General features: G+C 55.2%; 21 protein-coding genes. 12 read left to right on the forward strand and 9 right to left on the reverse strand.

What is annotated here, in order from left to right; translation table 11 throughout:
* Positions 1-14: 14 nt before the first annotated feature.
* Positions 15-1,064, reverse strand: a complete 1,050-nt coding sequence (locus OGY07_RS09175) for a YeiH family protein (protein WP_042284519.1) — start codon at positions 1,062-1,064, stop codon at positions 15-17.
* 98 nt (positions 1,065-1,162) lie between these two features.
* Here OGY07_RS09175 and yieE point away from each other — a divergent pair, with 98 nt between their 5' ends.
* The gene (gene yieE / locus OGY07_RS09180; protein WP_042284517.1) at positions 1,163-2,026 is read left to right on the forward strand and encodes a DNA-binding transcriptional regulator YeiE; all 864 of its coding nucleotides are present in this window, start codon (positions 1,163-1,165) and stop codon (positions 2,024-2,026) included.
* A 219-nt stretch (positions 2,027-2,245) separates the two neighbouring features.
* Positions 2,246-3,721, forward strand: a complete 1,476-nt coding sequence (lysP, locus tag OGY07_RS09185) for a lysine-specific permease (protein ID WP_042284515.1) — start codon at positions 2,246-2,248, stop codon at positions 3,719-3,721.
* 97 nt (positions 3,722-3,818) lie between these two features.
* Here lysP and OGY07_RS09190 read toward each other — a convergent pair whose 3' ends face one another.
* Together OGY07_RS09190 and fghA are read right to left on the reverse strand one after the other, a co-directional pair.
* On the reverse strand, positions 3,819-5,804 hold the full coding sequence (locus OGY07_RS09190; protein ID WP_042284512.1) for a ligand-gated channel protein: 1,986 nt from the start codon (positions 5,802-5,804) through the stop codon (positions 3,819-3,821).
* 343 nt (positions 5,805-6,147) lie between these two features.
* On the reverse strand, positions 6,148-6,984 hold the full coding sequence (gene fghA, locus OGY07_RS09195; RefSeq protein WP_286600104.1) for an S-formylglutathione hydrolase: 837 nt from the start codon (positions 6,982-6,984) through the stop codon (positions 6,148-6,150).
* A gap of 307 nt (positions 6,985-7,291) precedes the next feature.
* Between fghA and folE the strand changes: the two genes are divergently transcribed.
* The 6 genes from folE to mglC all read left to right on the forward strand — a co-directional run bounded on the left by folE (position 7,292) and on the right by mglC (position 14,207).
* A complete protein-coding gene (folE, locus tag OGY07_RS09200; RefSeq protein WP_042284508.1) occupies positions 7,292-7,960 on the forward strand; it encodes a GTP cyclohydrolase I FolE in 669 nt (222 codons plus the stop codon).
* A 14-nt stretch (positions 7,961-7,974) separates the two neighbouring features.
* Positions 7,975-9,132, forward strand: coding sequence for a DUF418 domain-containing protein YeiB (gene yeiB / locus OGY07_RS09205; RefSeq protein ID WP_286600106.1), 1,158 nt, complete (start codon positions 7,975-7,977; stop codon positions 9,130-9,132).
* A 142-nt stretch (positions 9,133-9,274) separates the two neighbouring features.
* Positions 9,275-10,300, forward strand: a complete 1,026-nt coding sequence (gene galS, locus OGY07_RS09210; protein ID WP_286600108.1) for an HTH-type transcriptional regulator GalS — start codon at positions 9,275-9,277, stop codon at positions 10,298-10,300.
* Positions 10,301-10,594: 294 nt separating this feature from the next.
* Positions 10,595-11,593, forward strand: a complete 999-nt coding sequence (mglB, locus tag OGY07_RS09215; RefSeq protein WP_042284499.1) for a galactose/glucose ABC transporter substrate-binding protein MglB — start codon at positions 10,595-10,597, stop codon at positions 11,591-11,593.
* A 67-nt stretch (positions 11,594-11,660) separates the two neighbouring features.
* Positions 11,661-13,181 (forward strand): galactose/methyl galactoside ABC transporter ATP-binding protein MglA, encoded by a 1,521-nt coding sequence (gene mglA, locus OGY07_RS09220; RefSeq protein WP_181822901.1) that lies wholly within the window; start codon positions 11,661-11,663, stop codon positions 13,179-13,181.
* A 15-nt stretch (positions 13,182-13,196) separates the two neighbouring features.
* A complete protein-coding gene (gene mglC, locus OGY07_RS09225; protein WP_042284495.1) occupies positions 13,197-14,207 on the forward strand; it encodes a galactose/methyl galactoside ABC transporter permease MglC in 1,011 nt (336 codons plus the stop codon).
* Positions 14,208-14,251: 44 nt separating this feature from the next.
* Here mglC and OGY07_RS09230 read toward each other — a convergent pair whose 3' ends face one another.
* From OGY07_RS09230 to OGY07_RS09255, 6 genes are all read right to left on the reverse strand, one after another.
* A complete protein-coding gene (locus tag OGY07_RS09230; RefSeq protein WP_042284493.1) occupies positions 14,252-14,491 on the reverse strand; it encodes a DUF2542 family protein in 240 nt (79 codons plus the stop codon).
* Between the two features lies 1 nt (position 14,492).
* Positions 14,493-15,212, reverse strand: coding sequence for an outer membrane permeability protein SanA (gene sanA / locus OGY07_RS09235; protein WP_042284490.1), 720 nt, complete (start codon positions 15,210-15,212; stop codon positions 14,493-14,495).
* A gap of 196 nt (positions 15,213-15,408) precedes the next feature.
* Positions 15,409-16,293 carry a cytidine deaminase gene (cdd, locus tag OGY07_RS09240; RefSeq protein WP_286600113.1) on the reverse strand — a complete coding sequence of 295 codons (885 nt, stop codon included), beginning with the start codon at positions 16,291-16,293 and terminating at the stop codon, positions 15,409-15,411.
* A 129-nt stretch (positions 16,294-16,422) separates the two neighbouring features.
* Positions 16,423-17,118, reverse strand: coding sequence for a CidB/LrgB family autolysis modulator (locus tag OGY07_RS09245; RefSeq protein WP_042284486.1), 696 nt, complete (start codon positions 17,116-17,118; stop codon positions 16,423-16,425).
* Positions 17,115-17,513 (reverse strand): CidA/LrgA family protein, encoded by a 399-nt coding sequence (locus OGY07_RS09250; protein ID WP_042284484.1) that lies wholly within the window; start codon positions 17,511-17,513, stop codon positions 17,115-17,117. The genes OGY07_RS09245 and OGY07_RS09250 overlap by 4 nt, the downstream gene beginning before the upstream one ends.
* Before the next feature lie 131 nt (positions 17,514-17,644).
* The gene (locus OGY07_RS09255) at positions 17,645-18,553 is read right to left on the reverse strand and encodes a LysR substrate-binding domain-containing protein (protein ID WP_042284482.1); all 909 of its coding nucleotides are present in this window, start codon (positions 18,551-18,553) and stop codon (positions 17,645-17,647) included.
* A 126-nt stretch (positions 18,554-18,679) separates the two neighbouring features.
* On the opposite strand from OGY07_RS09255, the gene mhbT reads away from it, so the two are divergent.
* The 4 genes from mhbT to maiA are packed head-to-tail and all read left to right on the forward strand — an operon-like array spanning position 18,680 to position 22,459.
* Positions 18,680-20,041 carry a 3-hydroxybenzoate transporter MhbT gene (gene mhbT / locus OGY07_RS09260; protein ID WP_060569313.1) on the forward strand — a complete coding sequence of 454 codons (1,362 nt, stop codon included), beginning with the start codon at positions 18,680-18,682 and terminating at the stop codon, positions 20,039-20,041.
* Between the two features lie 11 nt (positions 20,042-20,052).
* Positions 20,053-21,090 carry a gentisate 1,2-dioxygenase gene (gene gtdA / locus OGY07_RS09265; protein ID WP_286600115.1) on the forward strand — a complete coding sequence of 346 codons (1,038 nt, stop codon included), beginning with the start codon at positions 20,053-20,055 and terminating at the stop codon, positions 21,088-21,090.
* A 14-nt stretch (positions 21,091-21,104) separates the two neighbouring features.
* Positions 21,105-21,806 carry a fumarylacetoacetate hydrolase family protein gene (locus OGY07_RS09270; RefSeq protein ID WP_042284475.1) on the forward strand — a complete coding sequence of 234 codons (702 nt, stop codon included), beginning with the start codon at positions 21,105-21,107 and terminating at the stop codon, positions 21,804-21,806.
* Between the two features lie 8 nt (positions 21,807-21,814).
* Positions 21,815-22,459: a maleylacetoacetate isomerase gene (maiA, locus tag OGY07_RS09275; protein ID WP_042284474.1), complete on the forward strand. Its 645-nt coding sequence runs from the start codon at positions 21,815-21,817 to the stop codon at positions 22,457-22,459.
* Positions 22,460-22,465 lie beyond the last annotated feature (6 nt).

The raw sequence follows: 22,465 nt of genomic DNA on the forward strand, positions 1-22,465 counted from the left end.
GGGAATGTAGCAGTTTATGCAATAACGTGATGAACCAGGATGTTAATCACGCCGCCGCCTACAATCAGCCAGGCAAACAGCACCAGCGCCATCAGCAGCGGCTTCGCTCCCGCTTTTTTCAGCGCGCTCACGTGGGTGGTAAGCCCCAGCGCCGCCATCGCCATCGCCAGCAGTACCGTGTCCAGCGTGATCAACATATCGACCACCGCCTTCGGTAACAGGTGGAACGAGTTGAAAATCGCCACCACGATGAACAGAATCGCAAACCATGGAATGGTAATTTTGCTTTTTTCCGCACCGCTTGCCGGGGAAAGCTGTTTTACCCGCGCCGCCAGGAAAATCAGGAACGGCGCCAGCATCATCACGCGCAGCATTTTAGCAATCACCGCCGCGTTTTCCGCATCCGGATTAATTGCATGTCCGGCGGCAACCACCTGCGCCACTTCATGCATGGTTGACCCTATGTAAATGCCGTAGGTTTCCGGGCTGAACCAGTGCGCCAGCAGCGGATACATCGCCGGGTAGAGGAAGATCGCCAGCGTACCGAAGATCACCACCGTCGCCACCGCAACCGTCACTTTGCTCGCTTCTGCCTTGACGACAGGTTCGGTCGCCAGTACGGCGGCCGCGCCGCAGATACTGCTGCCCGCGCCAATCAACCAACTGGTATGACGGTCCAGACCAAAGACCTTCTGCCCGAGGAAGCAGGCCAGCATAAAGGTGCTGGAAAGGGTCAGAATATCGATCAGGATCCCACTTACCCCGACGTCGGCAATTTGCGCGAAGGTCAGGCGAAAGCCGTAGAGAATGATCCCCAGACGTAACAGATGCTGCTTGGCAAACAGCACGCCGCCGTCACAACTTTTCCAGATGTGCGGGTATACGGTGTTACCTATCACCATGCCCAACAGAATAGCTAAGGTGAGGGCGCTGAACCCGGCCCCCGCTACGGCGGGAATGGAACCACCCCACAGGGCCACCCCGGTAATCACTGCACTCAGGGCGAGCCCCGGAATAAAATGCCACACAGTACGACGATGATTCGTTAAGGTGAGTTCTGTCATAACCTTCTCCTTTATCTGGGCAAAAGATTACGGCGATCTGGTTTAAAAATAAAATTGATTATATATTTATAATTAATCTTTATAAGTGGTAAGCGACCATGCACATCACCCTGCGACAACTGGAAGTATTCACCGAAGTTTTAAAAAGCGGCTCGACAACCCAGGCATCGGTGATGCTGGCGCTGTCGCAATCGGCGGTCAGCGCGGCGCTCACCGACCTGGAAGGACAGCTTGGCGTTCAGCTATTTGACCGGGTGGGAAAGCGGCTGGTGGTTAACGAACACGGGCGATTGTTGTACCCACGGGCGCTGGCGCTGCTGGAACAGGCCTCGGAAATTGAACAACTGTTTCGCGAAGATAACGGCGCTCTTCGGGTCTATGCCAGCAGCACCATTGGTAACTATATTCTTCCTGCGGTCATTGCCCGTTATCGTCATGACTTCCCGGATTTACCGCTGGAGCTGAGCGTGGGTAACAGTCAGGATGTGATCACCGCGGTGCTCGATTTTCGCGTCGATATCGGCCTGATCGAAGGGCCATGTCACAGTACGGAAATCATTTCGGAGCCGTGGCTTGAGGATGAGCTGGTGGTGTTTGCCGCGCCCTCTTCGCCGCTGGCGCAAAAACCGGTGACGCTGGAGCAGCTTGCCGCCGCCCCCTGGATCTTGCGTGAACGGGGTTCCGGCACGCGGGAAATAGTGGACTACCTGCTGTTGTCGCATTTACCCAAATTTGAAATGGCGATGGAGCTGGGAAATTCGGAAGCCATTAAGCACGCCGTACGCCACGGACTGGGCATCAGTTGCCTGTCGCGGCGGGTGATTGAAGAACAGTTGCACGCCGGCACGCTGAGCGAAGTAGCGGTACCGCTGCCGCGGCTGGTGCGTACCCTGTGGCGCATTCACCATCGCCAGAAACACCTGTCAAACGCGCTGCTGCGCTTTTTACGCTACTGCGAATAACTTCCGCAAGCGGGAGGCGGTCTCTCCTCTATCCGACGTCCTCTTCGCGTCCTTAACGAACCGGGACGCGAAATCGTCCTGTCCGGCCTACACTTTAGTGCTTTACTTATAATCCGCGGCCAGTCATGAAGGTCTCTTATAACTGCGCATTTGTGCCGGAAGGATAGCGTTTCGTCTGCTACAATCGCGCCTCATTTTTTGGATGGACAGCATTTTCACATGGTTTCCAAAACTAAAACCACAGAAGCGCCCGCGCTACGTCGCGAACTGAAGGCGCGCCACCTGACGATGATCGCCATCGGCGGCTCTATCGGTACGGGGCTTTTCGTTGCATCTGGCGCAACCATTTCAGCAGCGGGTCCAGGCGGCGCGCTGTTTTCCTATATCCTGATTGGCCTGATGGTCTACTTCCTGATGACCAGTCTTGGCGAACTGGCGGCGTATATGCCGGTTTCAGGTTCGTTTGCCACCTATGGCCAGAACTATGTTGAAGAAGGCTTTGGCTTTGCGCTGGGCTGGAACTACTGGTACAACTGGGCGGTGACGATCGCTGTTGACCTGGTCGCCGCGCAACTGGTGATGAGCTGGTGGTTCCCGGACACGCCCGGCTGGATCTGGAGCGCGCTGTTCCTTGGTGTGATTTTCCTGTTGAACTACATATCGGTACGCGGGTTTGGTGAAGCGGAATACTGGTTCTCGCTGATCAAAGTGGCGACGGTAATCATCTTTATCATCGTGGGCATCATGATGATTGTCGGTATTTTCAAAGGCACGCAGCCGGTGGGCTGGAGCAACTGGACAACCGGCGATGCGCCGTTTGCGGGCGGCTTTGCGGCGATGATCGGCGTGGCGATGATTGTCGGCTTCTCCTTCCAGGGGACTGAGCTTATCGGTATCGCCGCCGGTGAGTCTGAAGATCCGGAAAAAAACATTCCGCGCGCGGTACGTCAGGTGTTCTGGCGAATCCTGTTGTTTTACGTCTTCGCGATCCTGATTATCAGCCTGATCATTCCGTATACCGATCCGAGCCTGCTGCGTAACGATGTGAAAGACATCAGCGTCAGTCCGTTCACGCTGGTGTTCCAGCATGCGGGTCTGCTTTCGGCGGCGGCGGTAATGAATGCGGTGATCCTGACGGCGGTACTGTCGGCGGGTAACTCCGGGATGTATGCGTCAACCCGTATGCTTTACACCCTGGCCTGCGACGGTAAAGCGCCGCGTATTTTCGCGAAGCTGTCCCGCGGCGGGGTACCGCGTAACGCGCTGTATGCCACCACCGTGATTGCCGGTCTGTGCTTCCTGACCTCCATGTTCGGAAACCAGACGGTCTATTTGTGGTTGCTCAACACCTCGGGGATGACCGGTTTTATCGCCTGGCTGGGGATTGCGATCAGCCATTATCGCTTCCGTCGCGGCTATGTTATGCAGGGCAACGATATTAACGACCTGCCGTATCGTTCAGGCTTCTTCCCGCTGGGACCCATCTTCGCTTTTGTGCTGTGCCTGATCATTACGCTCGGCCAGAACTACGAAGCATTCCTGAAAGACACCATTGACTGGGGCGGCGTCGCGGCAACCTACATTGGTATCCCGCTGTTCCTGATTATCTGGTTTGGCTACAAGCTGGTAAAAGGCTCTCGTTTTGTTCGCTACAGCGAAATGCAGTTCCCCGAACGCCTGAAGAAACCGCGCTAAGCGCTTACCTGTAGGCCGGAAAAGACTATTGCATCGCCTTCCGGCAAACAAAAAACCCCGACATAAATCATGCCGGGGTTTTTTTATGCTCTCAGCCTCAGAAGTTATACGTCAGCCCCACCGTATAGCGACGGCCATCCAGTACCGTGTCATACGTGTCGTAATCGATCTGTTTATCCAGAACGTTATACACCCCGGCGGTCACCAGCAGGTTTTTATTCGCGTTATAGCGCAGGCCAACATCCACCTGGGTATACGACGGCGTGCCCTGCGACATCGAGGTTCGGCTCAGGTATTCAGAGGTTTTACCGCGGAAGTTCACCCGGCTCCAGAAACCCACGTCCTGTGTGGCCTGCCAGTCCAGCGTGGTGTTGAACATATGCTTAGGCATTTTGTTTAACGGCTTGCCAGAGAACTGACCGCTCTTTTGTTCTGATTCGGTATAGGTATAGTTCGCCGTCCAGTTGATATCGGGGGTGATTTTCCAGCCGAAGGTGGATTCCACGCCGCGCATAGTGGCTTCATCAACGTTGACGCGATCGCTGACAAAATCATACTGGGTGCTGCCGATGGTGCAGGCCGGGTCGGCGCTGCTGTTACAGCGGCGCACTTCGGTGATTTTATCTTTGAAATCGGTATTGAACAGGGTGACGCCTGCGTTAAGGTTTTCACCGTTATCCCACAGCAACGCCAGCTCTTCGCTCAGGCTTTTTTCCGGTTTCAGGTCCGGGTTGCCCACGATGATTCCGTTCAGACGGCCCCCGCCGGTGACTTGTCCCCAGCTTGCAGAGGACTGACGCAGATCCGGCGCGCGATAGCCCGCAGATACACCGCCTTTCAACGTCCATTGATCGTTCAGATGCCAGACGCCGTAACCGCGCGGTGTCCAGTTATCGCCGTAGTTTTCGTCTTTATCCATCCGAATGCCGCCGGTCAGCGTGAAGCTGTCGGTCATCGCCCATTCGTCTTCCGCAAACAGCGCCCAGCTCCAGCGGGTGAGTTTGTTCAGACCGTCTGCCGCTTCCAGTTGGTTGCCGTTGTCCGTCAGTTTTTCATAGCGATACTGACCGCCCAGCGTCAGCGTATGCGCCCCGAGGAAAATCTGGTTCTGGTTATTGAAGATAGTGTTATAGGACTTCATCTCACGGCCAGGATTGTTGGTTTCTTCCTGCTGGATGTAGCTGGTGCTGTTGACGTCTTCATAGTAGCCGCTGTGAGTCAGTGAATATGTCGTATGCTCATAGCGGTTTTCGCTTTTGCTGTTCGGCTTGCAGGTGCCATTGCGGCAGGTTTCCGCCGCCATGGATTTACCCGGCGTACTGTTGCGATCCTGAAGCTCGCGGGCAATATCAAAATCGAAATCGTTTTTATCGTCCGGCGTGAAGTTCAGGGTCAGGCCGCCGTTGCGCAGGCGCTGTTCATTATAGCCGTTGACGATCTGGTCTTCCGCGCGGCGAGAGAGCAGGCCGGTCACTTTCGCCCCCAGCAGGCCGTCGATCAGCGGACCGGAGGCATAGGCGTTGGTCTGGAACAGATCGCCGGAATCACTGTCTTCCTGGAAGGTGGCGTCGCCATGCAGCGAGCCGCTCCAGCCTTTAGTGTTGGAGACTTTTTTGGTGATCACGTTAATCACGCCGCCCATGGCATCGGAACCGTACAGCGAGGACATCGGGCCGCGAATCACTTCGATACGTTCGATAGACTCCAGCGGCGGCAGCCAGCCTTGTTCGATACCGGAATTGTCGCTGTTCGGGCGGGTTCCGCGGGTGCTAATGCGTTTGCCGTTGACGAGGAACAGCGTGTACTGCGACGCCATCCCGCGGATGCTGATGTCGCTGCTGCTTCCGCCGCCGGTGACCACGACACCGGGGACGTCTTTCAGCGCATCGGTCACGTCGCGATACGCTTTATCTTCAAGTTGCTGTTTGGTGATAACCGAAATCGACGCAGGCGCGTTCTGAATTTTCTGCTCAAATCCGGTTGCTGTCACCACAACGGTATCCTGATCGGCAGCCTGAACGAGCGATGGGAGGCATGCCGCGCCGACGGCGACAGCGAGAGCCTTAACGTGAGGTATGGTCATTTTGTCATTCCATTAAACGAGTAAAATCCGCTTGTCATGTAAAAGGCCATGACAACTGTATGTATTTGTCTTTTAAGGACTCTTTGCGGTAAAGAAGCGGAAGAATTGTACAAAATAATCTATATTTGTAAACACAAATGATAATTGAAATCATTTGTGTTTAGTTGATTTATAAAGAAAAAGCTTGCAAGTCAACAGGATACGTAAACGTAAATGTGACGAAAAAATGAAGAAAAAAAGGAGATATGACGGAAAAATTGGAGAGGCGCGGCAAGCCCGGTAAACAGGAGAGGGCGCGTGACCCCACCGACGTTGTGCCCGGCGACATAGCCGGGCATGCGCATTATTTCATCAGATGTTCGGCGTGGAACCGCAGATGATCCTCTATAAAGGAGGCGATAAAGTAATAGCTGTGATCGTAGCCCGGCTGAATACGCAGCGTCATGGGCCACGCGGTCTGCCGGGCGGCTTCCGCCAGAACGGCAGGCTGGAGCTGATCGGCGAGGAACTGATCGCTGTCGCCCTGATCGATAAGCGTCGGTATGGCCTCTTCCGGCTTGCTGGCATACATCAGCGCGCAGCTGTCCCATTGTGCCCAGTCGGCTTTATCCTCACCCAGATAAGCGGAAAAAGCTTTTTCGCCCCAGGGCACGCGACAGGGGTTAACGATCGGCGCAAAGGCGGAAACGCTGGTATATTTGCCGGGGTTCTTTAACGCCAGTACCAACGCGCCGTGTCCGCCCATTGAATGGCCGCTGATCGCACAGCGATCGCTGACGTTGAATTGCGCCTGGATCAGCGCAGGCAGTTCGTCGCGAATATAGTCGTACATGCGGAAATGCGCGGCCCAGGGCTGCTGCGTGGCATTGAGGTAGAAACCGGCGCCCTGGCCGAGATCGTAACCGTCATCGTTGGCGACCGCGTCACCGCGCGGGCTGGTGTCCGGCATGACCAGTACCATCCCCAGTTCTGCGGCGATCCGCTGCGCGCCCGCTTTGGTGGTAAAGTTTTCGTCATTACAGGTTAAGCCCGAGAGCCAGTACAGGACCGGAGGCGGCGTGTTGTCGCGGGGCGGCGGAAGAAAAATGCTGAACGTCATTGTACAGTTCAGCGCGGTGGAGTCGTGTCGCCAGCGTTGCTGCCAACCTTCAAAACAGCGGTGCTCCTCAAGCATTTCCATGCGTGGCTCCTTGTTATGTGATCGGAATGTGTTCGCAAACGCCCCATAATACAGATAATTCATGGTGCTGTGAGTAACTTTCACTTCCGCATTCAGCAAAGATGCCTCATCATTTGCACAACGTATAATTAACAGATTTCCGCAGTCTGTTCTGGCGGCGGAACGAAAGGCAACGACGATTTCAATAATTATCGTTGTGAATACTGGATTATGTGCACGGCCTCACGCACAATAATCGGGCTGTCACACAGCCGACAAACTTTGCCCCACGCAGGGCAGAGGCGCCACACCTGCAGGAGAAAAATTGATGTCATCACTGAGTAAAGAAGCGGCTCTGGTACATGAAGCGCTGGTCGCGCGAGGGCTGGAAACACCGTTGCGCCCGCCCGTGCATGAGATGGATAACGAAACGCGCAAACGTCTTATCGCCGGCCATATGACCGAAATTATGCAGCTGCTTAATCTCGACCTGAGCGATGACAGCCTGATGGAAACGCCGCATCGCATTGCGAAAATGTATGTCGATGAAATTTTCTCTGGTCTGGATTACGCCAACTTCCCGAAAATTACCGTCATAGAAAACAAAATGAAGGTGGATGAAATGGTGACGGTGCGCGATATCACGCTAACCAGTACCTGTGAGCACCATTTTGTGACTATCGACGGTAAAGCGACGGTCGCCTATATCCCGAAAGATTCGGTGATCGGCCTGTCAAAAATCAATCGCATCGTGCAGTTCTTCGCACAGCGTCCGCAGGTGCAGGAGCGCTTAACCCAGCAGATCCTGACCGCCTTACAGACCCTGCTCGGCACGAATAATGTCGCGGTATCGATTGATGCTGTGCATTATTGCGTGAAAGCGCGCGGTATCCGCGATGCGACCAGCGCCACCACCACCACTTCGCTCGGCGGTCTGTTCAAGTCCAGCCAGAATACGCGTCAGGAATTCTTGCGCGCAGTGCGTCACCATAACTGATCGGGGCAGAGGCTATGGCGCGAAATGTCACGCTGGATGTTGTTCGTGGCGTCGCCGTTCTGGGCATTCTGCTTCTGAATATCAGCGCCTTTGGTTTACCAAAGGCGGCTTACCTTAATCCTGCCTGGTATGGCGAGATTACCGCGCAGGATGCCTGGACCTGGGCTGTACTCGATGTGTTCGCCCAGGCCAAATTCCTCACGCTTTTTGCCTTGTTGTTTGGCGCCGGACTGCATATGCTGCTGCCGCGCGGAAAACGCTGGATCCAGGCGCGACTGACCCTGCTGGTTTTGCTGGGTTTTTTGCATGCCCTGTTGTTCTGGGATGGCGATATTTTGCTGGCTTATGGCCTGGTCGGGCTGATTTGCTGGCGGCTGGTGCGCGATGCGCCTTCGGTAAAAAGCCTGATGAATACGGGCATTCTGCTGTATCTGGTCGGTATTGGCGTTTTACTGCTGCTCGGCGCGATCTCTGACAGCCAAACCAGTCGCGCGTGGACGCCAGACGACGCGGCGCTTCTGTATGAAAAATACTGGAAGGTGAACGGGGGTATGGAAGCCATCAGCAACCGGGTTGACGCGTTGTCCAACAGTCTGCTGGCGCTGGGCGCGCAGTATGGCTGGCAACTGGCCGGGATGATGCTGGTCGGGGCATCGCTGATGCGCAGCGGTTGGCTGAAAGGGCAGTATAGCCTTGCCCACTATCGACGCACCGGTTTCCTGCTGATTGCCGTTGGCCTGCTGATTAATCTGCCTGCCGTGGTTGCGCAGTGGCAACTGGCGTGGAGCTACCGCTGGTGCGCGTTTTTGTTACAAGCGCCGCGCGAGCTGAGCGCGCCGTTACAGACGATCGGCTATGCCGCGCTGCTGTTCGGCTACTGGCCGCAGCTAAGTCGTCTAAAACTCGTATTTGCCATCGCCTGCGTTGGGCGGATGGCGCTGACCAACTACCTGCTACAAACGCTCCTCTGTACCACGCTGTTTTATCAGTTTGGCTTATTTATGCAGTTTGACCGTAGCACGCTGCTGCTGTTCGTCATCCCCGTCTGGCTGGTAAACCTGCTGTTCTCCGTTTTCTGGTTGCGCTTCCTGCCGCAGGGGCCGGTGGAATGGGTATGGCGTCAGTTAACCCTGCGGGCATCAGGAGCGCGCATCTCTCATACATCCGGATAACGATCTGGATCACAATCATTAACAAAACGGATGTAAGCGCTTTCATCCCTGTGACCTTACTCACGTAGCGCTTTTCCTACCGCTGACAAAATAGCCGCCAGTTGTGCAGTGAACCACTGCATTGTCAAACAGGGTAGTGAATATGATCACCATACGTGATGTGGCGCGTCAGGCTGGCGTATCCGTGGCGACGGTTTCCCGGGTTTTAAACAACAGCGCGCTGGTCAGTCCCGATACGCGCGAGGCGGTAATGAAAGCGGTGACGCTGCTGGGCTATCGCCCCAACGCCAATGCGCAGGCGCTGGCGACGCAGGTGAGTGAAACCATCGGCGTGGTGGTGATGGATGTCTCTGATGCCTTTTTTGGCGCACTGGTGAAAGCGGTCGATATGGTCGCCCAACAGCATCAGAAATATGTCCTGATCGGCAACAGCTATCATGAGGCGGAAAAAGAGCGCCATGCGATTGAAGTGCTGATCCGTCAGCGATGTAACGCGCTGATCGTCCATTCAAAGGCGCTGAGCGATCGTGAACTGGGCGAATTTATGGATCAAATCCCCGGCATGGTGCTGATTAACCGTATCGTGCCTGGCTATGCTCATCGCTGCGTCTGCCTGGACAACATCAGCGGCGCGAAAATGGCGACCCGGATGCTGCTGAACAACGGTCACCAGCGGATTGGTTATTTGGCCTCCAGCCACGGTATTGAAGATGACGATATGCGCAGGGAAGGGTGGCTGAGCGCGCTTGGCGAGCAGGGGATAACGCCGCCGGAAAGCTGGACAGGCGTGGGCTCGCCGGACATGCAGGGCGGGGAGTCTGCAATGGTCGAACTGCTGGGGCGCAACCTGCAACTGACCGCCGTCTTCGCCTATAACGACAGCATGGCCGCCGGCGCGCTGACGGCACTCAAGGATAACGGCATTGCCATCCCGCTGCATCTTTCGATCATTGGTTTCGATGATATTCCCATTGCCCGTTACACCGATCCACAACTGACAACGGTGCGTTATCCCATCGCGTCGATGGCGAAACTGGCAACCGAGCTGGCATTACAGGGCGCGGCGGGGACGCTGGACGCAACGGCGACCCACTGTTTTATGCCGACGCTGGTCAGGCGACATTCCGTCGCAGCCCGGCAGAATGCGGTAGTGATCACTAACTTATGACGTCGGCAGATGTAACCGTTTTCAATATGTGAGTAAATTCACAGTATATTAACATTGCCGTCGCTATGATGGCACCGCTTAGCGCAGTGTAACTACGATGTAACCGTGAGTAATCACTTTTAACGAATGAAAGCTGCTTTAAGCAAAATTAAAACCTATTTCTGGAGCGTTACCGGGCAAGGAAGAACGATTTTTTTAAAAAGAGCCTCGGCGTTCAATTAACACTTCGTTAACGTTATGTCCCGCCGGGCATTTATCTGAAGCACTACCCTGCATAATAAAACCGGAGTTACCATGAATAAGAAGGTGTTGACCCTTTCTGCTGTAATGGCAGGCATGTTGTTCGGCGCGGCTGCGCACGCCGCGGATACTCGCATCGGTGTGACAATCTATAAATATGACGATAACTTTATGTCCGTGGTGCGTAAGGCTATCGAAGCAGACGCGAAAGCGGCGCCGGACGTCCAGTTGCTGATGAACGACTCGCAAAACGACCAGTCCAAACAGAACGATCAGATAGACGTCCTGCTGGCGAAGGGGGTGAAAGCGCTGGCGATCAACCTGGTCGACCCGGCGGCGGCTGGCACCGTTATTGAAAAAGCCCGCGGCCAGAACGTGCCGGTGGTTTTCTTCAACAAAGAACCTTCCCGTAAAGCGCTGGACAGTTATGACAAAGCCTATTACGTCGGCACTGACTCCAAAGAATCCGGTATTATCCAGGGCGATCTGATCGCGAAACACTGGGCGGCGAATCAGGGCTGGGATCTGAATAAAGACGGTCAGATTCAGTTCGTACTGCTGAAAGGCGAGCCGGGTCACCCGGACGCGGAAGCGCGTACCACTTACGTGGTTAAAGAATTGAACGACAAAGGCATCAAGACCGAACAGCTTCAGTTAGATACCGCCATGTGGGATACCGCTCAGGCGAAAGACAAAATGGACGCGTGGTTGTCCGGCCCGAACGCTAACAAAATTGAAGTGGTTATCGCTAACAACGATGCGATGGCAATGGGGGCGGTAGAAGCGCTGAAAGCGCACAACAAAACCAGCATTCCGGTCTTTGGCGTGGATGCGCTGCCAGAAGCGCTGGCGCTGGTGAAATCCGGAGCGATGGCCGGTACTGTGCTGAATGACGCCAACAACCAGGCGAAAGCGACATTCGATCTGGCGAAAAACCTGGCGGATGGCAAAGGCGCCGCAGACGGCACCAGCTGGAAAATTGAAAACAAAATTGTGCGCGTTCCTTACGTGGGCGTAGATAAAGATAACCTGGCCGAGTTCTCCAAAAAGTAAGACTGTTGGGCGCGATCGCGATCGCGCCCTTTAATCACGCACTCTGCGAGGCCGACAAGGTATAATTATGGTCAGCACAACGACACCGTCATCAGGCGAATACTTGTTGGAAATGAGCGGTATCAACAAGTCTTTTCCCGGCGTTAAGGCACTTGATAATGTTAATTTAAAAGTCCGTCCACACTCTATTCATGCATTGATGGGAGAAAACGGCGCAGGGAAATCGACACTATTGAAATGTCTTTTTGGCATCTATCAAAAAGATTCTGGCAGCATATTATTTCAGGGGAAAGAGATCGATTTCCATTCAGCGAAAGAAGCGCTGGAAAACGGTATTTCAATGGTTCATCAGGAATTAAACCTGGTATTACAACGCTCTGTGATGGACAACATGTGGCTCGGGCGTTATCCCACCAAAGGCATGTTTGTCGATCAGGACAAAATGTATCGCGACACAAAAGCGATATTTGACGAACTGGATATTGATATCGACCCGCGGGCGCGCGTCGGGACGCTTTCCGTTTCGCAAATGCAGATGATCGAAATTGCCAAGGCGTTTTCCTATAACGCCAAAATCGTCATCATGGATGAGCCGACCTCGTCGTTAACCGAAAAAGAGGTTAATCATCTGTTTACGATTATTCGTAAGCTGAAAGAACGCGGCTGCGGCATTGTGTATATCTCGCATAAAATGGAAGAGATTTTCCAGCTCTGCGATGAGGTCACGGTGCTGCGCGACGGTCAGTGGATTGCCACTCAGCCGCTCGAAGGGCTGGATATGGACAAGATCATCGCCATGATGGTTGGACGCTCGCTGAACCAGCGTTTCCCGGATAAAGAGAACAAACCCGGTGAAGTAATACTGGAAGTGCGTAATCTGACGTCGCTGCGCCAGCCGTCGATTCGTGACGTCTCTTTTGATCTGCATAAAGGTGAAATTCTCGGTATTGCCGGGCTGGTAGGCGCAAAACGTACCGACATCGTCGAAACGCTGTTTGGTATTCGTGAGAAATCTTCCGGCACCATTACCCTGCACGGCAAAAAAATCAATAACCATAATGCGAACGAAGCCATCAACCACGGCTTTGCGTTGGTTACCGAGGAGAGACGCTCTACCGGTATTTATGCCTATCTGGATATTGGGTTTAACTCCTTAATCTCCAATATCCATAATTATAAAAACAAGGTCGGTCTGTTAGACAATTCGCGGATGAAAAGCGACACCCAGTGGGTTATTGACTCCATGCGGGTAAAAACCCCTGGCCACCGCACGCAAATTGGTTCGCTTTCCGGAGGCAACCAGCAGAAAGTGATTATTGGTCGCTGGCTGCTGACCCAGCCGGAGATATTAATGCTCGACGAGCCCACGCGTGGGATTGACGTTGGCGCCAAATTTGAAATCTATCAGTTAATTGCGGAACTGGCCAAAAAAGGAAAAGGGATCATCATTATCTCCTCCGAAATGCCGGAATTGTTAGGGATAACCGATCGTATTCTGGTCATGAGCAACGGACTCGTGTCTGGAATTGTTGATACTAAAACGACCACGCAAAATGAAATTTTGCGTCTTGCGTCTTTGCACCTTTAAGATCAGGGGCTCCTCATGAGTGCGTTAAATAAGAAAAGTTTTCTCACTTATCTGAAAGAGGGCGGTATTTACGTCGTTCTTTTAGTTTTACTGGCAATTATTATTTTTCAGGATCCCACGTTCTTAAGTCTGCTTAACCTGAGTAACATTCTGACTCAGTCCTCGGTGCGCATTATTATCGCCCTCGGTGTGGCGGGGCTGATCGTCACCCAGGGGACAGACCTGTCAGCCGGGCGTCAGGTCGGGCTGGCGGCGGTGGTTGCGGCAACACTATTGCAGTCGATGGAGAACGCCAATAAGGTCTTTCCGGAAATGGCGACCATGCCGATTGCGCTGGTGATCCTGATTGTCTGCGCTATTGGCGCGATTATCGGCCTGATCAACGGCATCATTATCGCCTATCTGAACGTGACGCCGTTTATTACCACGCTGGGTACGATGATTATCGTGTACGGTATTAACTCCCTGTATTACGACTTCGTTGGGGCATCGCCGATTTCCGGCTTTGACAGCGGTTTCTCGACCTTCGCGCAGGGCTTTATCGCGTTAGGCAGCTTCCGGCTTTCCTATATCACATTCTACGCACTGATCGCCGTGGCGTTCGTGTGGGTGTTGTGGAACAAAACCCGCTTCGGTAAAAATATTTTCGCTATCGGCGGCAACCCGGAAGCGGCGAAAGTGTCTGGCGTCAACGTCGCGCTGAACCTGCTGATGATCTATGCCCTCTCCGGCGTGTTCTACGCGTTTGGCGGTTTGCTGGAAGCGGGGCGTATCGGCTCCGCCACCAACAACCTCGGCTTTATGTATGAACTGGATGCGATTGCCGCGTGTGTCGTAGGCGGCGTATCGTTTAGCGGCGGCGTTGGGACGGTGTTGGGCGTGGTGACCGGGGTCATTATCTTTACGGTTATCAACTACGGCCTGACCTATATCGGCGTTAACCCGTACTGGCAGTACATTATCAAGGGCGGCATTATCATTTTCGCCGTTGCGCTGGACTCCCTGAAGTACGCACGTAAGAAGTAACCGGCAGGACAAAAAAACCGGCGCAGAGCCTCTGCGCCGGTTTTTTATTTAAAGAACACTAACCAGACGCCGACAACCAGCGCGCCAACGGCAACGCCAAAATAGGCGATAACGTAGCTCCAGTAGACGCCCGGTTGCCCGGTCCGCTGAATGATAAGCGGCGTCTGCGAGCCTTTTACCGTTTTTTCTACACTGCCTGCGCGTAGCGCTTTGAGCCCTTCACGAAAGGTCCACAGGACGATCATCAGTACGCCAATGACGATAAAAATCGTTTTATCTTCCATGTTATTTTCCCAGTTTCTTTTGCAATTCCAGCAACTGCTCTGGCGTAACCGCCGGGTAACCCTGCGCGTCATCGGGGATCTGATGCTGTGTCGGGATAGGCACCAGCGGGCCGAGGAAACGCGGTTCACGCTTAAACAAGTACAGGTCCGCCAGCGCGCCAAAGCGTGCGCCAAACTCGCGAACCCGAACCGTCAGCATATCCTTCGGCGACGGGACGGCGTAGCACTGCGCCTGAATGCCCATGTGCAGAGCGATAAACAGCGCGCGCTCGCAGTGGAAGCGCTGAGTGATGATAATAAAGTCGTTGGTGTCAAAAACCTTGCGGGTGCGGACAATTGAATCCAGCGTGCGGAACCCGGCGTAATCCAGCACGATGTCCGCCGGATCGACGCCTGCGGCAATCAGATCCTTACGCATGGTTCTCGGTTCGTTATAACTCTGCAGGGCGTTGTCGCCGCTAAGCAGCAAATAGTTCACTTTCCCGCTGTTATAGGCGTTGAGCGCGCCCTGAATGCGGTAACGGTAGTACTGGTTGATGACGCCAGCGCGATAATATTTCGCGGTGCCGAGCACCACGCCGACCTGACGATAGGGAAGGTCCTGCAGTTCATCATAAATATAGGGCGCGGTTTTCCAGCTCATCCAGCGGTCAAGGCCGAGCACGGTCAACAGCAGCAAGCCGATCAGGACTAACAGGCTGTAAAAAACGCGCTTTAGCATGAAGAAAACTCGGTAACGGGATGAAATTTCAATCAGGCTACTTTACCCGCCTGCGAAGCGCAAGAAACGGCAGTCTGATCGAAGGGATTTTCAGCAATACGCCCGGCAAAAAACGCGTACCATCCAGGCAGGAAAAAGCAACGGCAATTGCGCAAGAGGGGGGATGTTGCTCACGCCGGCCTGGATGATGACAGGTTTATGCTAACAATACGCGGTCGATATTATTACAGCCTAATGCCTTCAGCGTTGCGGCGGTGGCATCCCACTGAATCAACGAGGCGTCCGATTTTTCCGCCAGCACCGCCCGCTGAATATCGGCAAAATCATATCCGTTGAGATTCAATAAATTCAGCGCGCCCTGAAGCGGCGGCAGAGTCGGGTTAAACGCCGCATTTTCGGCGTAGCTTCCGCTAAAAATGTTGCCGTCTTTGCACGCCAGCGCCACGCCGCTTGGTGACTGGCTGTAAGGCATATGTGAGCGGTTCGCCGCGGCAATGGCCGCTTGCGCCAGCGCGTCGCCTTCGGCGGAGAAGCCGTGATCCTGCTCGTCCATCAAGAGCGTCTTAATGTCCAGATCTTTAGGGCCGAAGGCGTCCGGCAGATAGTCGCGCAGGGTATGCGGTTCGCGTCCTGGCAGATGAATGCGCAGATCCAGCCCGCTGTTCAGTTCATTCATAAACTGACGACAGTGACCACATGGCGTGTAGTTGACAGTGATCGCCGCAAGGCCTTTTTCACCGCGCAGCCACGCGTGACTGATAGCGCTTTGCTCGGCATGGACGGTTTGCTGCATGGTGGCGCCCAGATATTCCATATTGCCGCCGAAATACCAGGTGCCGCTGACGCCGCGCGCAATCGCGCCGACGTTGAAATGGGAGAGCGGGGTACAGGCGCAGGCCGCAGCCAGGGGCAGCAGCGCAAATGCCAGCGCGTCTTCGTCAAGTCCCGTGGCGCTTTTCAGCCACGCGACCTGCTCTGCGGTCAGCAAGGCGGGGAAATGCGTTTCCGCCAGGATCGGTGCCAGCGCTGATTGCAAGTTATCCGCAAGTTGGCCAAAGGCAGTGTGAAAACGTGGGTGCATGGCGTTGCCTCAAAATAATGTAATGGGATCGTAGTGTACGGGCCTGTCAGGGCTTTATATGTGATATAAATCTCATTATTTGTGCAACTTATGAAACTTAAATGAAAAATGCGCGACGTATCGCAAATTTTAGCCGGCTACCGCCAGAATTAGCGGAAACAAAAACGGCGCGATCAGGGAGGTGATGATCCCGCAGATCACCAGCGCCAGCGAACTGAACGCCCCTTCCTGATAATCCAGCTCCGCGCAGCGGGCGGTGCCGAGGGCGTGAGAAGCCGTTCCCATTGCCAGGCCACGCGCGGCTTTAGTACGAATACGCATGGCATTTAACAGGGTGTGGCCAAAGACGGCGCCGAGAATACCGACAAATATCACGCAAACCGCGCTCACTGCCGGGATGCCGCCAATGCTGCCGCCCACCGCCATTGCGATTGGCGTGGTGACGGATTTTGGCAATACCGACGCGGCAATTTCCGGGGTTGCCCCCATCAGCAGCGCAACCGAGGTGCCGGTCACCATCGCCACGACGCTGCCGACAAAGCAGATGGTGATGATGGATTTCCAGCGGGCGCGGATTTGGTGCAACTGTTCATATAGCGGATAGGCCAGCGCCACGACCGCCGGTTGCAGCAGATCGTTTAACACTTCACTGCCTTTGAAATAGTGATCGTAGGGAATCCCCGTAAGCAGCAAAAACGGAATGATGACCACCATCGCCACCAGCAGCGGGTTCAGCAACGGAAACTTAAAGCGCGCCGCCAGCTTCCGCGCGGCAAAAAAGACCGCTAAGGTCAGCGGCAGCGACCACCAGATATAGGCCATCATTCTTTTGATCCTTTCTGTCCAACCACTTTACGTTCACCGTGAACCAGGTGCGAACTCCAGCTGACCACCAGAAAAACCACCAGCGTACTGATGGCGCACGAGACCACCACCGGGCCAAACTGCGCGCGCAGTAAGTCAAAATACTGCATCACGCCCACGCCAATTGGCACAAACAGCAGCGCCATATAGCGAATCAGGACATAGCAGCCAGGATTGACCCATTTAGCGGGGATGATTTGTAGCGCCAGCAGGACAAACAGGATCAGCATGCCGATAATGCTGCCGGAAATGGCGACAGGAAGCAGAGTTGCAATAAAAATGCCCGCATACAGGCAGGCATAGATCAGCACGAAAGCGCGTAAATATTGCCAGATGATATTCAGTGTCTTACTCATGGGATACGCCTTAAATGAGATGGATTCATCATACAATTAAACGTTAAAACGTGCTACCGATCACATCATGAATTCTTAGCATACTGAGGATAGACAACGGGAACATCGTGCCATGTTCTCCTTTCGTCGGGCTAGACCTGCGTCAGAAAGTGCAGAAAGCGGCTGAGCGCCGCCGAAGGCGTTTCGTTGTTGCGCCAGAATACGCCGACGCTGCCTTTCTGCTCTATCTTCGGCAGGTTCAGGATCACCAGCTGCCCCTGGCTGGCATAGCGCTGCGCCAGCCGTAAAGAAAGAATAGAGATCATGTCGCTGCTTTGCAGCAGGTTAGTGCTGACGTTCATGGATGCCGATTCAATGGTGTTCTCTGGCAGCATCACGCCGTTATCGACCAGCGCGTTATCAATGCTGATGCGGATGGGCGTCCCCGTCGGCCAGACGATCCAGCGCCAGCTGGCAAGATCGTTCCAGGAGAGGCTGGCATGGCTGGCCAGTGGGTGATCCGGCCGCGCAACAAAGCAGACGGGTTCGGTATACAGGACCTGATAGTTCAGCGGAAGCTGGAGCGCCCGCCCGCCAACCCGGCCAACCACCACATCCACTGACCCCGCCAGCAGATCGTGCAGCAGCGGCGTCATCACTTTTTCTTCGATGTTGAGGTGCAGCGTCGGCATTTCGCTAAGCAAACCGAGGATCGCCTGTGACACACAGTCAGTCGCCACCGGCGAGCAACCGATTTTCAGGCTGCCGACCAGACCACCGGCCTTAAAGCGGGCAATTTCATACTGGGATCGCTCCATGTCGTTGATTAAGCGCTGAGCATGCTGCAACAACAATTTGCCGCCTTCGGACGGGCGCAGGCCTTTACTGTGACGTTCGAAGAGCGTGATCCCTATCTCATCTTCGAGCTGTGACAACCATTTCGACAGCGCGGGCTGGCTGATATTCATCATTCGCGCCACCTGCGTGAGATTGCCTTGCTCGCCCAGCGCCATCAGCGTTTGCAGGTGATGAAGTTTCAATTTCTGCGCCCAGTTTGCCATCCGCGATAACCTCCAGGTTATGTCTCTGCATGAAAAGCCATTGTACATTTTATCGCCCCATCTACAAACTCGTAACATACCAAAAACAAAAGAACCTCTTACCTTACCTGCACCGAGGCATACACAATGACTCAACGACGTGAACTACAGGCTCTGATCGATGCCGCCCCCGTCGGCAAAACCCAGTGGCGGGTGATCATCTGCTGCTTTCTGGTGGTGATGCTGGACGGCTTTGATACTGCCGCGATTGGCTTTATTGCACCCGACATTCGCAGCCACTGGCAACTGACCGCCGGTGACCTCGCGCCGCTGTTTGGCGCGGGACTGCTGGGGCTGACGGCGGGCGCGCTGCTTTGCGGCCCACTTTCCGACCGCTTTGGCCGCAAACGGGTTATCGAGCTTTGCGTGGCGCTGTTCGGCGCTCTGAGTCTGATCTCGGCGTTTTCGCCGGATCTGCAAACGCTGGTATTCCTGCGCTTTTTGACCGGGCTTGGGCTGGGCGGCGCGATGCCGAACACCATCACCATGACCTCTGAATATCTGCCTGCGCGGCGGCGCGGCGCGCTGGTGACCCTGATGTTCTGCGGCTTTACCCTCGGTTCGGCGATGGGGGGGATCGTCAGCGCCCAACTGGTGGCGGTCATTGGCTGGCACGGCATTCTGATCCTTGGCGGGGTGCTGCCGTTAATGCTGTTCGCCGCGCTGCTGTTCGTGCTGCCGGAATCTCCGCGCTGGCAGGTTCGTCGCCAGCTGCCGCAGGCCACCATTGCCCGCACGGTCAGCGCCATTACCCGTCAGCGTTACGAGGACACGCATTTTTACCTTAATGAAGCGGCGGCGATCGCCAAAGGCAGCATTCGTCAGCTTTTCGTGGGTCGCCAGTTGCCCATTACCCTGATGTTATGGGTAGTGTTCTTCATGAGCCTGCTGATTATTTATCTGCTTTCAAGCTGGATGCCCACGCTGCTCAACCACCGCGGCATTGACCTCCAGCAGGCCTCCTGGGTGACGGCGGCTTTCCAGATTGGCGGTACGCTGGGGGCGCTGGCGCTGGGCGTACTGATGGATAAACACAACCCGTTCCGGGTTCTGGCGGTGAGCTATGCGCTGGGCGCGGTGTGCATCATCATGATTGGCCTGAGCGAAAACGGCCTGTGGCTGATGGCGCTGGCGATTTTTGGTACCGGGGTAGGGATCAGCGGATCGCAGGTGGGACTGAACGCCTTAACCGCCACGCTCTACCCGACGCAAAGCCGCGCGACGGGCGTCAGTTGGTCAAACGCGGTGGGTCGCTGCGGCGCCATCGTCGGATCGCTCTCCGGCGGCGTGATGATGGCGATGAATTTCTCATTCGATACGCTGTTTTTCATTATCGCTGTCCCGGCGGCGATCAGCGCGGTGATGTTGACCCTGCTGATCGTGGTTGTCCGTCAGTCAGCCTCTGTCCCCGATAACGTGCCGCGCACTGGCGGTATGGTAAATGAATAAGGAGAATCCCTATGTCTGAACATAACCAGGATGTCAAAAACAGCCGTCAGCAGTTCTATCAGCATATTTCGGGGCAAAACCTGACCCCGCTGTGGGAGTCGCTGCATCACCTGGTGCCGCAAACCCCGAACGCCAACTGCGCGCCGGCTTACTGGAACTACCAGGAAATTCGTCCGCTGCTGCTGGAGAGCGGCAACCTGATTGGCGCAAAAGAGGCGGTGCGGCGCGTGCTGGTGCTGGAAAACCCGATGCTGCGCGGACAATCCTCTATCACCTCGACGCTGTATGCCGGGCTTCAACTGATCATGCCGGGAGAGGTCGCCCCGAGCCACCGCCATAACCAGTCGGCGCTGCGGTTTATTGTGGAAGGGAAAGGGGCGTTCACTGCCGTGGATGGCGAGCGCACGCAGATGCACGTCGGTGACTTTATTCTGACGCCGCAATGGCAGTGGCATGACCATGGCAACCCGGGCGATGAGCCGGTTGTCTGGCTTGACGGGCTGGACCTGCCGCTGGTGAATCTTCTCGGCTGCGGCTTTGCCGAGGATTACCCGGAAGATCAGCAGCCGGTGACGCGCAAAGAGGGCGATTACCTGCCGCGCTATGCCGCTAACATGCTGCCGCTGCGTCAGCAAAAGGGGAATTCATCACCGATCTTCAACTATCGCTACGATCGCAGTCGCGAAGCGCTGCACGATCTGACCCGTTTCGGCGAGGCCGACGAGTGGGACGGCTACAAAATGCGCTACGTCAACCCGGTCACCGGCGGGTACCCGATGCCATCGATGGGCACTTTCCTGCAGCTGTTGCCGAATGGCTTTGTCTCGCGGATGGCGCGTACCACCGACAGCACCATTTACCACGTGGTGGAGGGCAGCGGCGAAGTGACCATCGGCAATGAAACCTTCACCTTTACCGCCAAAGACATTTTCGTGGTGCCGACCTGGCACGGCGTGTCGTTTACATCCTTCGATGACACCGTGTTATTCAGTTTTTCAGACCGGCCGGTACAGGAAGCCCTCGGGTTATTCCGCGAAGCACGTTATTAATAAGGGAGAAAACAATGACTCAGTATGTATTTGAACCGCAAGCGCCCGTTACCGTACCGGTGGTCGGCAGCGATGAACGCTTCCCCGTCCGCCGCGTGTATTGCGTCGGACGCAACTACGCCGCCCATGCCCGGGAAATGGGCTTCGACCCGGATCGCGAGCCGCCGTTCTTCTTCTGCAAGCCCGCCGATGCCGTAGTGCCGGTGCCGGCAGGTGAAACGCTCGAACTGCCGTATCCGGCGCAAACCGACAATTACCACTATGAAATTGAGCTGGTGGTGGCGATAGGCAAAAAAGGCAGTGATATCCCGTTAGAAAACGCCCATGAATATGTCTGGGGCTATGCCACCGGACTGGATATGACCCGCCGCGATCGGCAGATGGAAATGCGCCAGATGGGCCGTCCGTGGGAGATTGGCAAAGCGTTCGATCTCTCTGCGCCCATCGCGCCGCTGCATAAAGCCAGCCAGGCGCCGGACGTTAATGCCGCGCCTATCTGGCTCCAGGTCAACGGCGAAGATCATCAGCGCAGCGACATCCGCCACCTCATCTGGTCGGTGAACGAAACCATTAGCTATCTGTCCGGCTTTTTCGAACTGCAACCGGGGGATCTCATTTTTACCGGCACGCCGGAAGGGGTGGGGGCAGTGGTGAAGGGCGATGTGATCACCGGTAATGTGGACGGGTTAACCCCCCTCGCCGTGAAGATTGTCTGAGGTGAGACATGAAGCTGTACAGTTTTTTCAATAGTTCGGCCTCGTACCGCGTGCGCATTGCACTGGCGCTGAAAGGTATCGACTACCAGACGGTGGGCGTCAATATCCGCATCGGTCAGCAAAATGAACTGGCCTACCGGCGGATGAATCCGGTGGGGCTGGTGCCAACGCTGGTGACCGATGACGGCGACGCGCTTGGCCAGTCGCTGGCGATTATCGACTGGCTGGACCGGCATTTCCCGCAGTCGCCACTGCTGCCGGCCAGCGATCCGGCGCGCAGCCAGGTGCTGGAGATTGTCTACGCCATCGCCTGTGATATTCACCCAGTGAATAATCTGCGGGTGCTGCGCTATCTCACTGACGAACTGAAGATCAGCGAAGAGGATAAAAAACGCTGGTACGCGCACTGGATCCAGCAGGGGCTGAGCGCTGTTGAACAGTTGTTGCGTCAAAGCCAGTCTCAGTCGTACTGCGTCGGAAACCGTCCAACGCTTGCCGACTGTTGCTTGATCCCGCAGTGGGCGAACGCGCTGCGTATGGGGTGTGACTTAAGCGCCTTTCCGCGCTGCAACGCGGTGTATGAAGCCTGCACACAGCTTCCGGCGTTTATCGCCGCCGCGCCCGAAAATCAACAAGATAAACTCTCAGCCTGAGAAGGA

The organism is Citrobacter sp. Cs237 (assembly GCF_030332325.1).
Taxonomy (GTDB): domain Bacteria; phylum Pseudomonadota; class Gammaproteobacteria; order Enterobacterales; family Enterobacteriaceae; genus Citrobacter_A; species Citrobacter_A sedlakii.

What these genes read in the sequence shown, in the direction of transcription:
- OGY07_RS09175 (WP_042284519.1), bottom strand. Translation starts at nt 1,064, where the DNA reads ATGACAGAACTCACCTTAACGAATCATCGTCGTACTGTGTGGCATTTT.
- yieE (WP_042284517.1), top strand. Translation starts at nt 1,163, where the DNA reads ATGCACATCACCCTGCGACAACTGGAAGTATTCACCGAAGTTTTAAAA.
- lysP (WP_042284515.1), top strand. Translation starts at nt 2,246, where the DNA reads ATGGTTTCCAAAACTAAAACCACAGAAGCGCCCGCGCTACGTCGCGAA.
- OGY07_RS09190 (WP_042284512.1), bottom strand. Translation starts at nt 5,804, where the DNA reads ATGACCATACCTCACGTTAAGGCTCTCGCTGTCGCCGTCGGCGCGGCA.
- fghA (WP_286600104.1), bottom strand. Translation starts at nt 6,984, where the DNA reads ATGGAAATGCTTGAGGAGCACCGCTGTTTTGAAGGTTGGCAGCAACGC.
- folE (WP_042284508.1), top strand. Translation starts at nt 7,292, where the DNA reads ATGTCATCACTGAGTAAAGAAGCGGCTCTGGTACATGAAGCGCTGGTC.
- yeiB (WP_286600106.1), top strand. Translation starts at nt 7,975, where the DNA reads ATGGCGCGAAATGTCACGCTGGATGTTGTTCGTGGCGTCGCCGTTCTG.
- galS (WP_286600108.1), top strand. Translation starts at nt 9,275, where the DNA reads ATGATCACCATACGTGATGTGGCGCGTCAGGCTGGCGTATCCGTGGCG.
- mglB (WP_042284499.1), top strand. Translation starts at nt 10,595, where the DNA reads ATGAATAAGAAGGTGTTGACCCTTTCTGCTGTAATGGCAGGCATGTTG.
- mglA (WP_181822901.1), top strand. Translation starts at nt 11,661, where the DNA reads ATGGTCAGCACAACGACACCGTCATCAGGCGAATACTTGTTGGAAATG.
- mglC (WP_042284495.1), top strand. Translation starts at nt 13,197, where the DNA reads ATGAGTGCGTTAAATAAGAAAAGTTTTCTCACTTATCTGAAAGAGGGC.
- OGY07_RS09230 (WP_042284493.1), bottom strand. Translation starts at nt 14,491, where the DNA reads ATGGAAGATAAAACGATTTTTATCGTCATTGGCGTACTGATGATCGTC.
- sanA (WP_042284490.1), bottom strand. Translation starts at nt 15,212, where the DNA reads ATGCTAAAGCGCGTTTTTTACAGCCTGTTAGTCCTGATCGGCTTGCTG.
- cdd (WP_286600113.1), bottom strand. Translation starts at nt 16,293, where the DNA reads ATGCACCCACGTTTTCACACTGCCTTTGGCCAACTTGCGGATAACTTG.
- OGY07_RS09245 (WP_042284486.1), bottom strand. Translation starts at nt 17,118, where the DNA reads ATGATGGCCTATATCTGGTGGTCGCTGCCGCTGACCTTAGCGGTCTTT.
- OGY07_RS09250 (WP_042284484.1), bottom strand. Translation starts at nt 17,513, where the DNA reads ATGAGTAAGACACTGAATATCATCTGGCAATATTTACGCGCTTTCGTG.
- OGY07_RS09255 (WP_042284482.1), bottom strand. Translation starts at nt 18,553, where the DNA reads ATGGCAAACTGGGCGCAGAAATTGAAACTTCATCACCTGCAAACGCTG.
- mhbT (WP_060569313.1), top strand. Translation starts at nt 18,680, where the DNA reads ATGACTCAACGACGTGAACTACAGGCTCTGATCGATGCCGCCCCCGTC.
- gtdA (WP_286600115.1), top strand. Translation starts at nt 20,053, where the DNA reads ATGTCTGAACATAACCAGGATGTCAAAAACAGCCGTCAGCAGTTCTAT.
- OGY07_RS09270 (WP_042284475.1), top strand. Translation starts at nt 21,105, where the DNA reads ATGACTCAGTATGTATTTGAACCGCAAGCGCCCGTTACCGTACCGGTG.
- maiA (WP_042284474.1), top strand. Translation starts at nt 21,815, where the DNA reads ATGAAGCTGTACAGTTTTTTCAATAGTTCGGCCTCGTACCGCGTGCGC.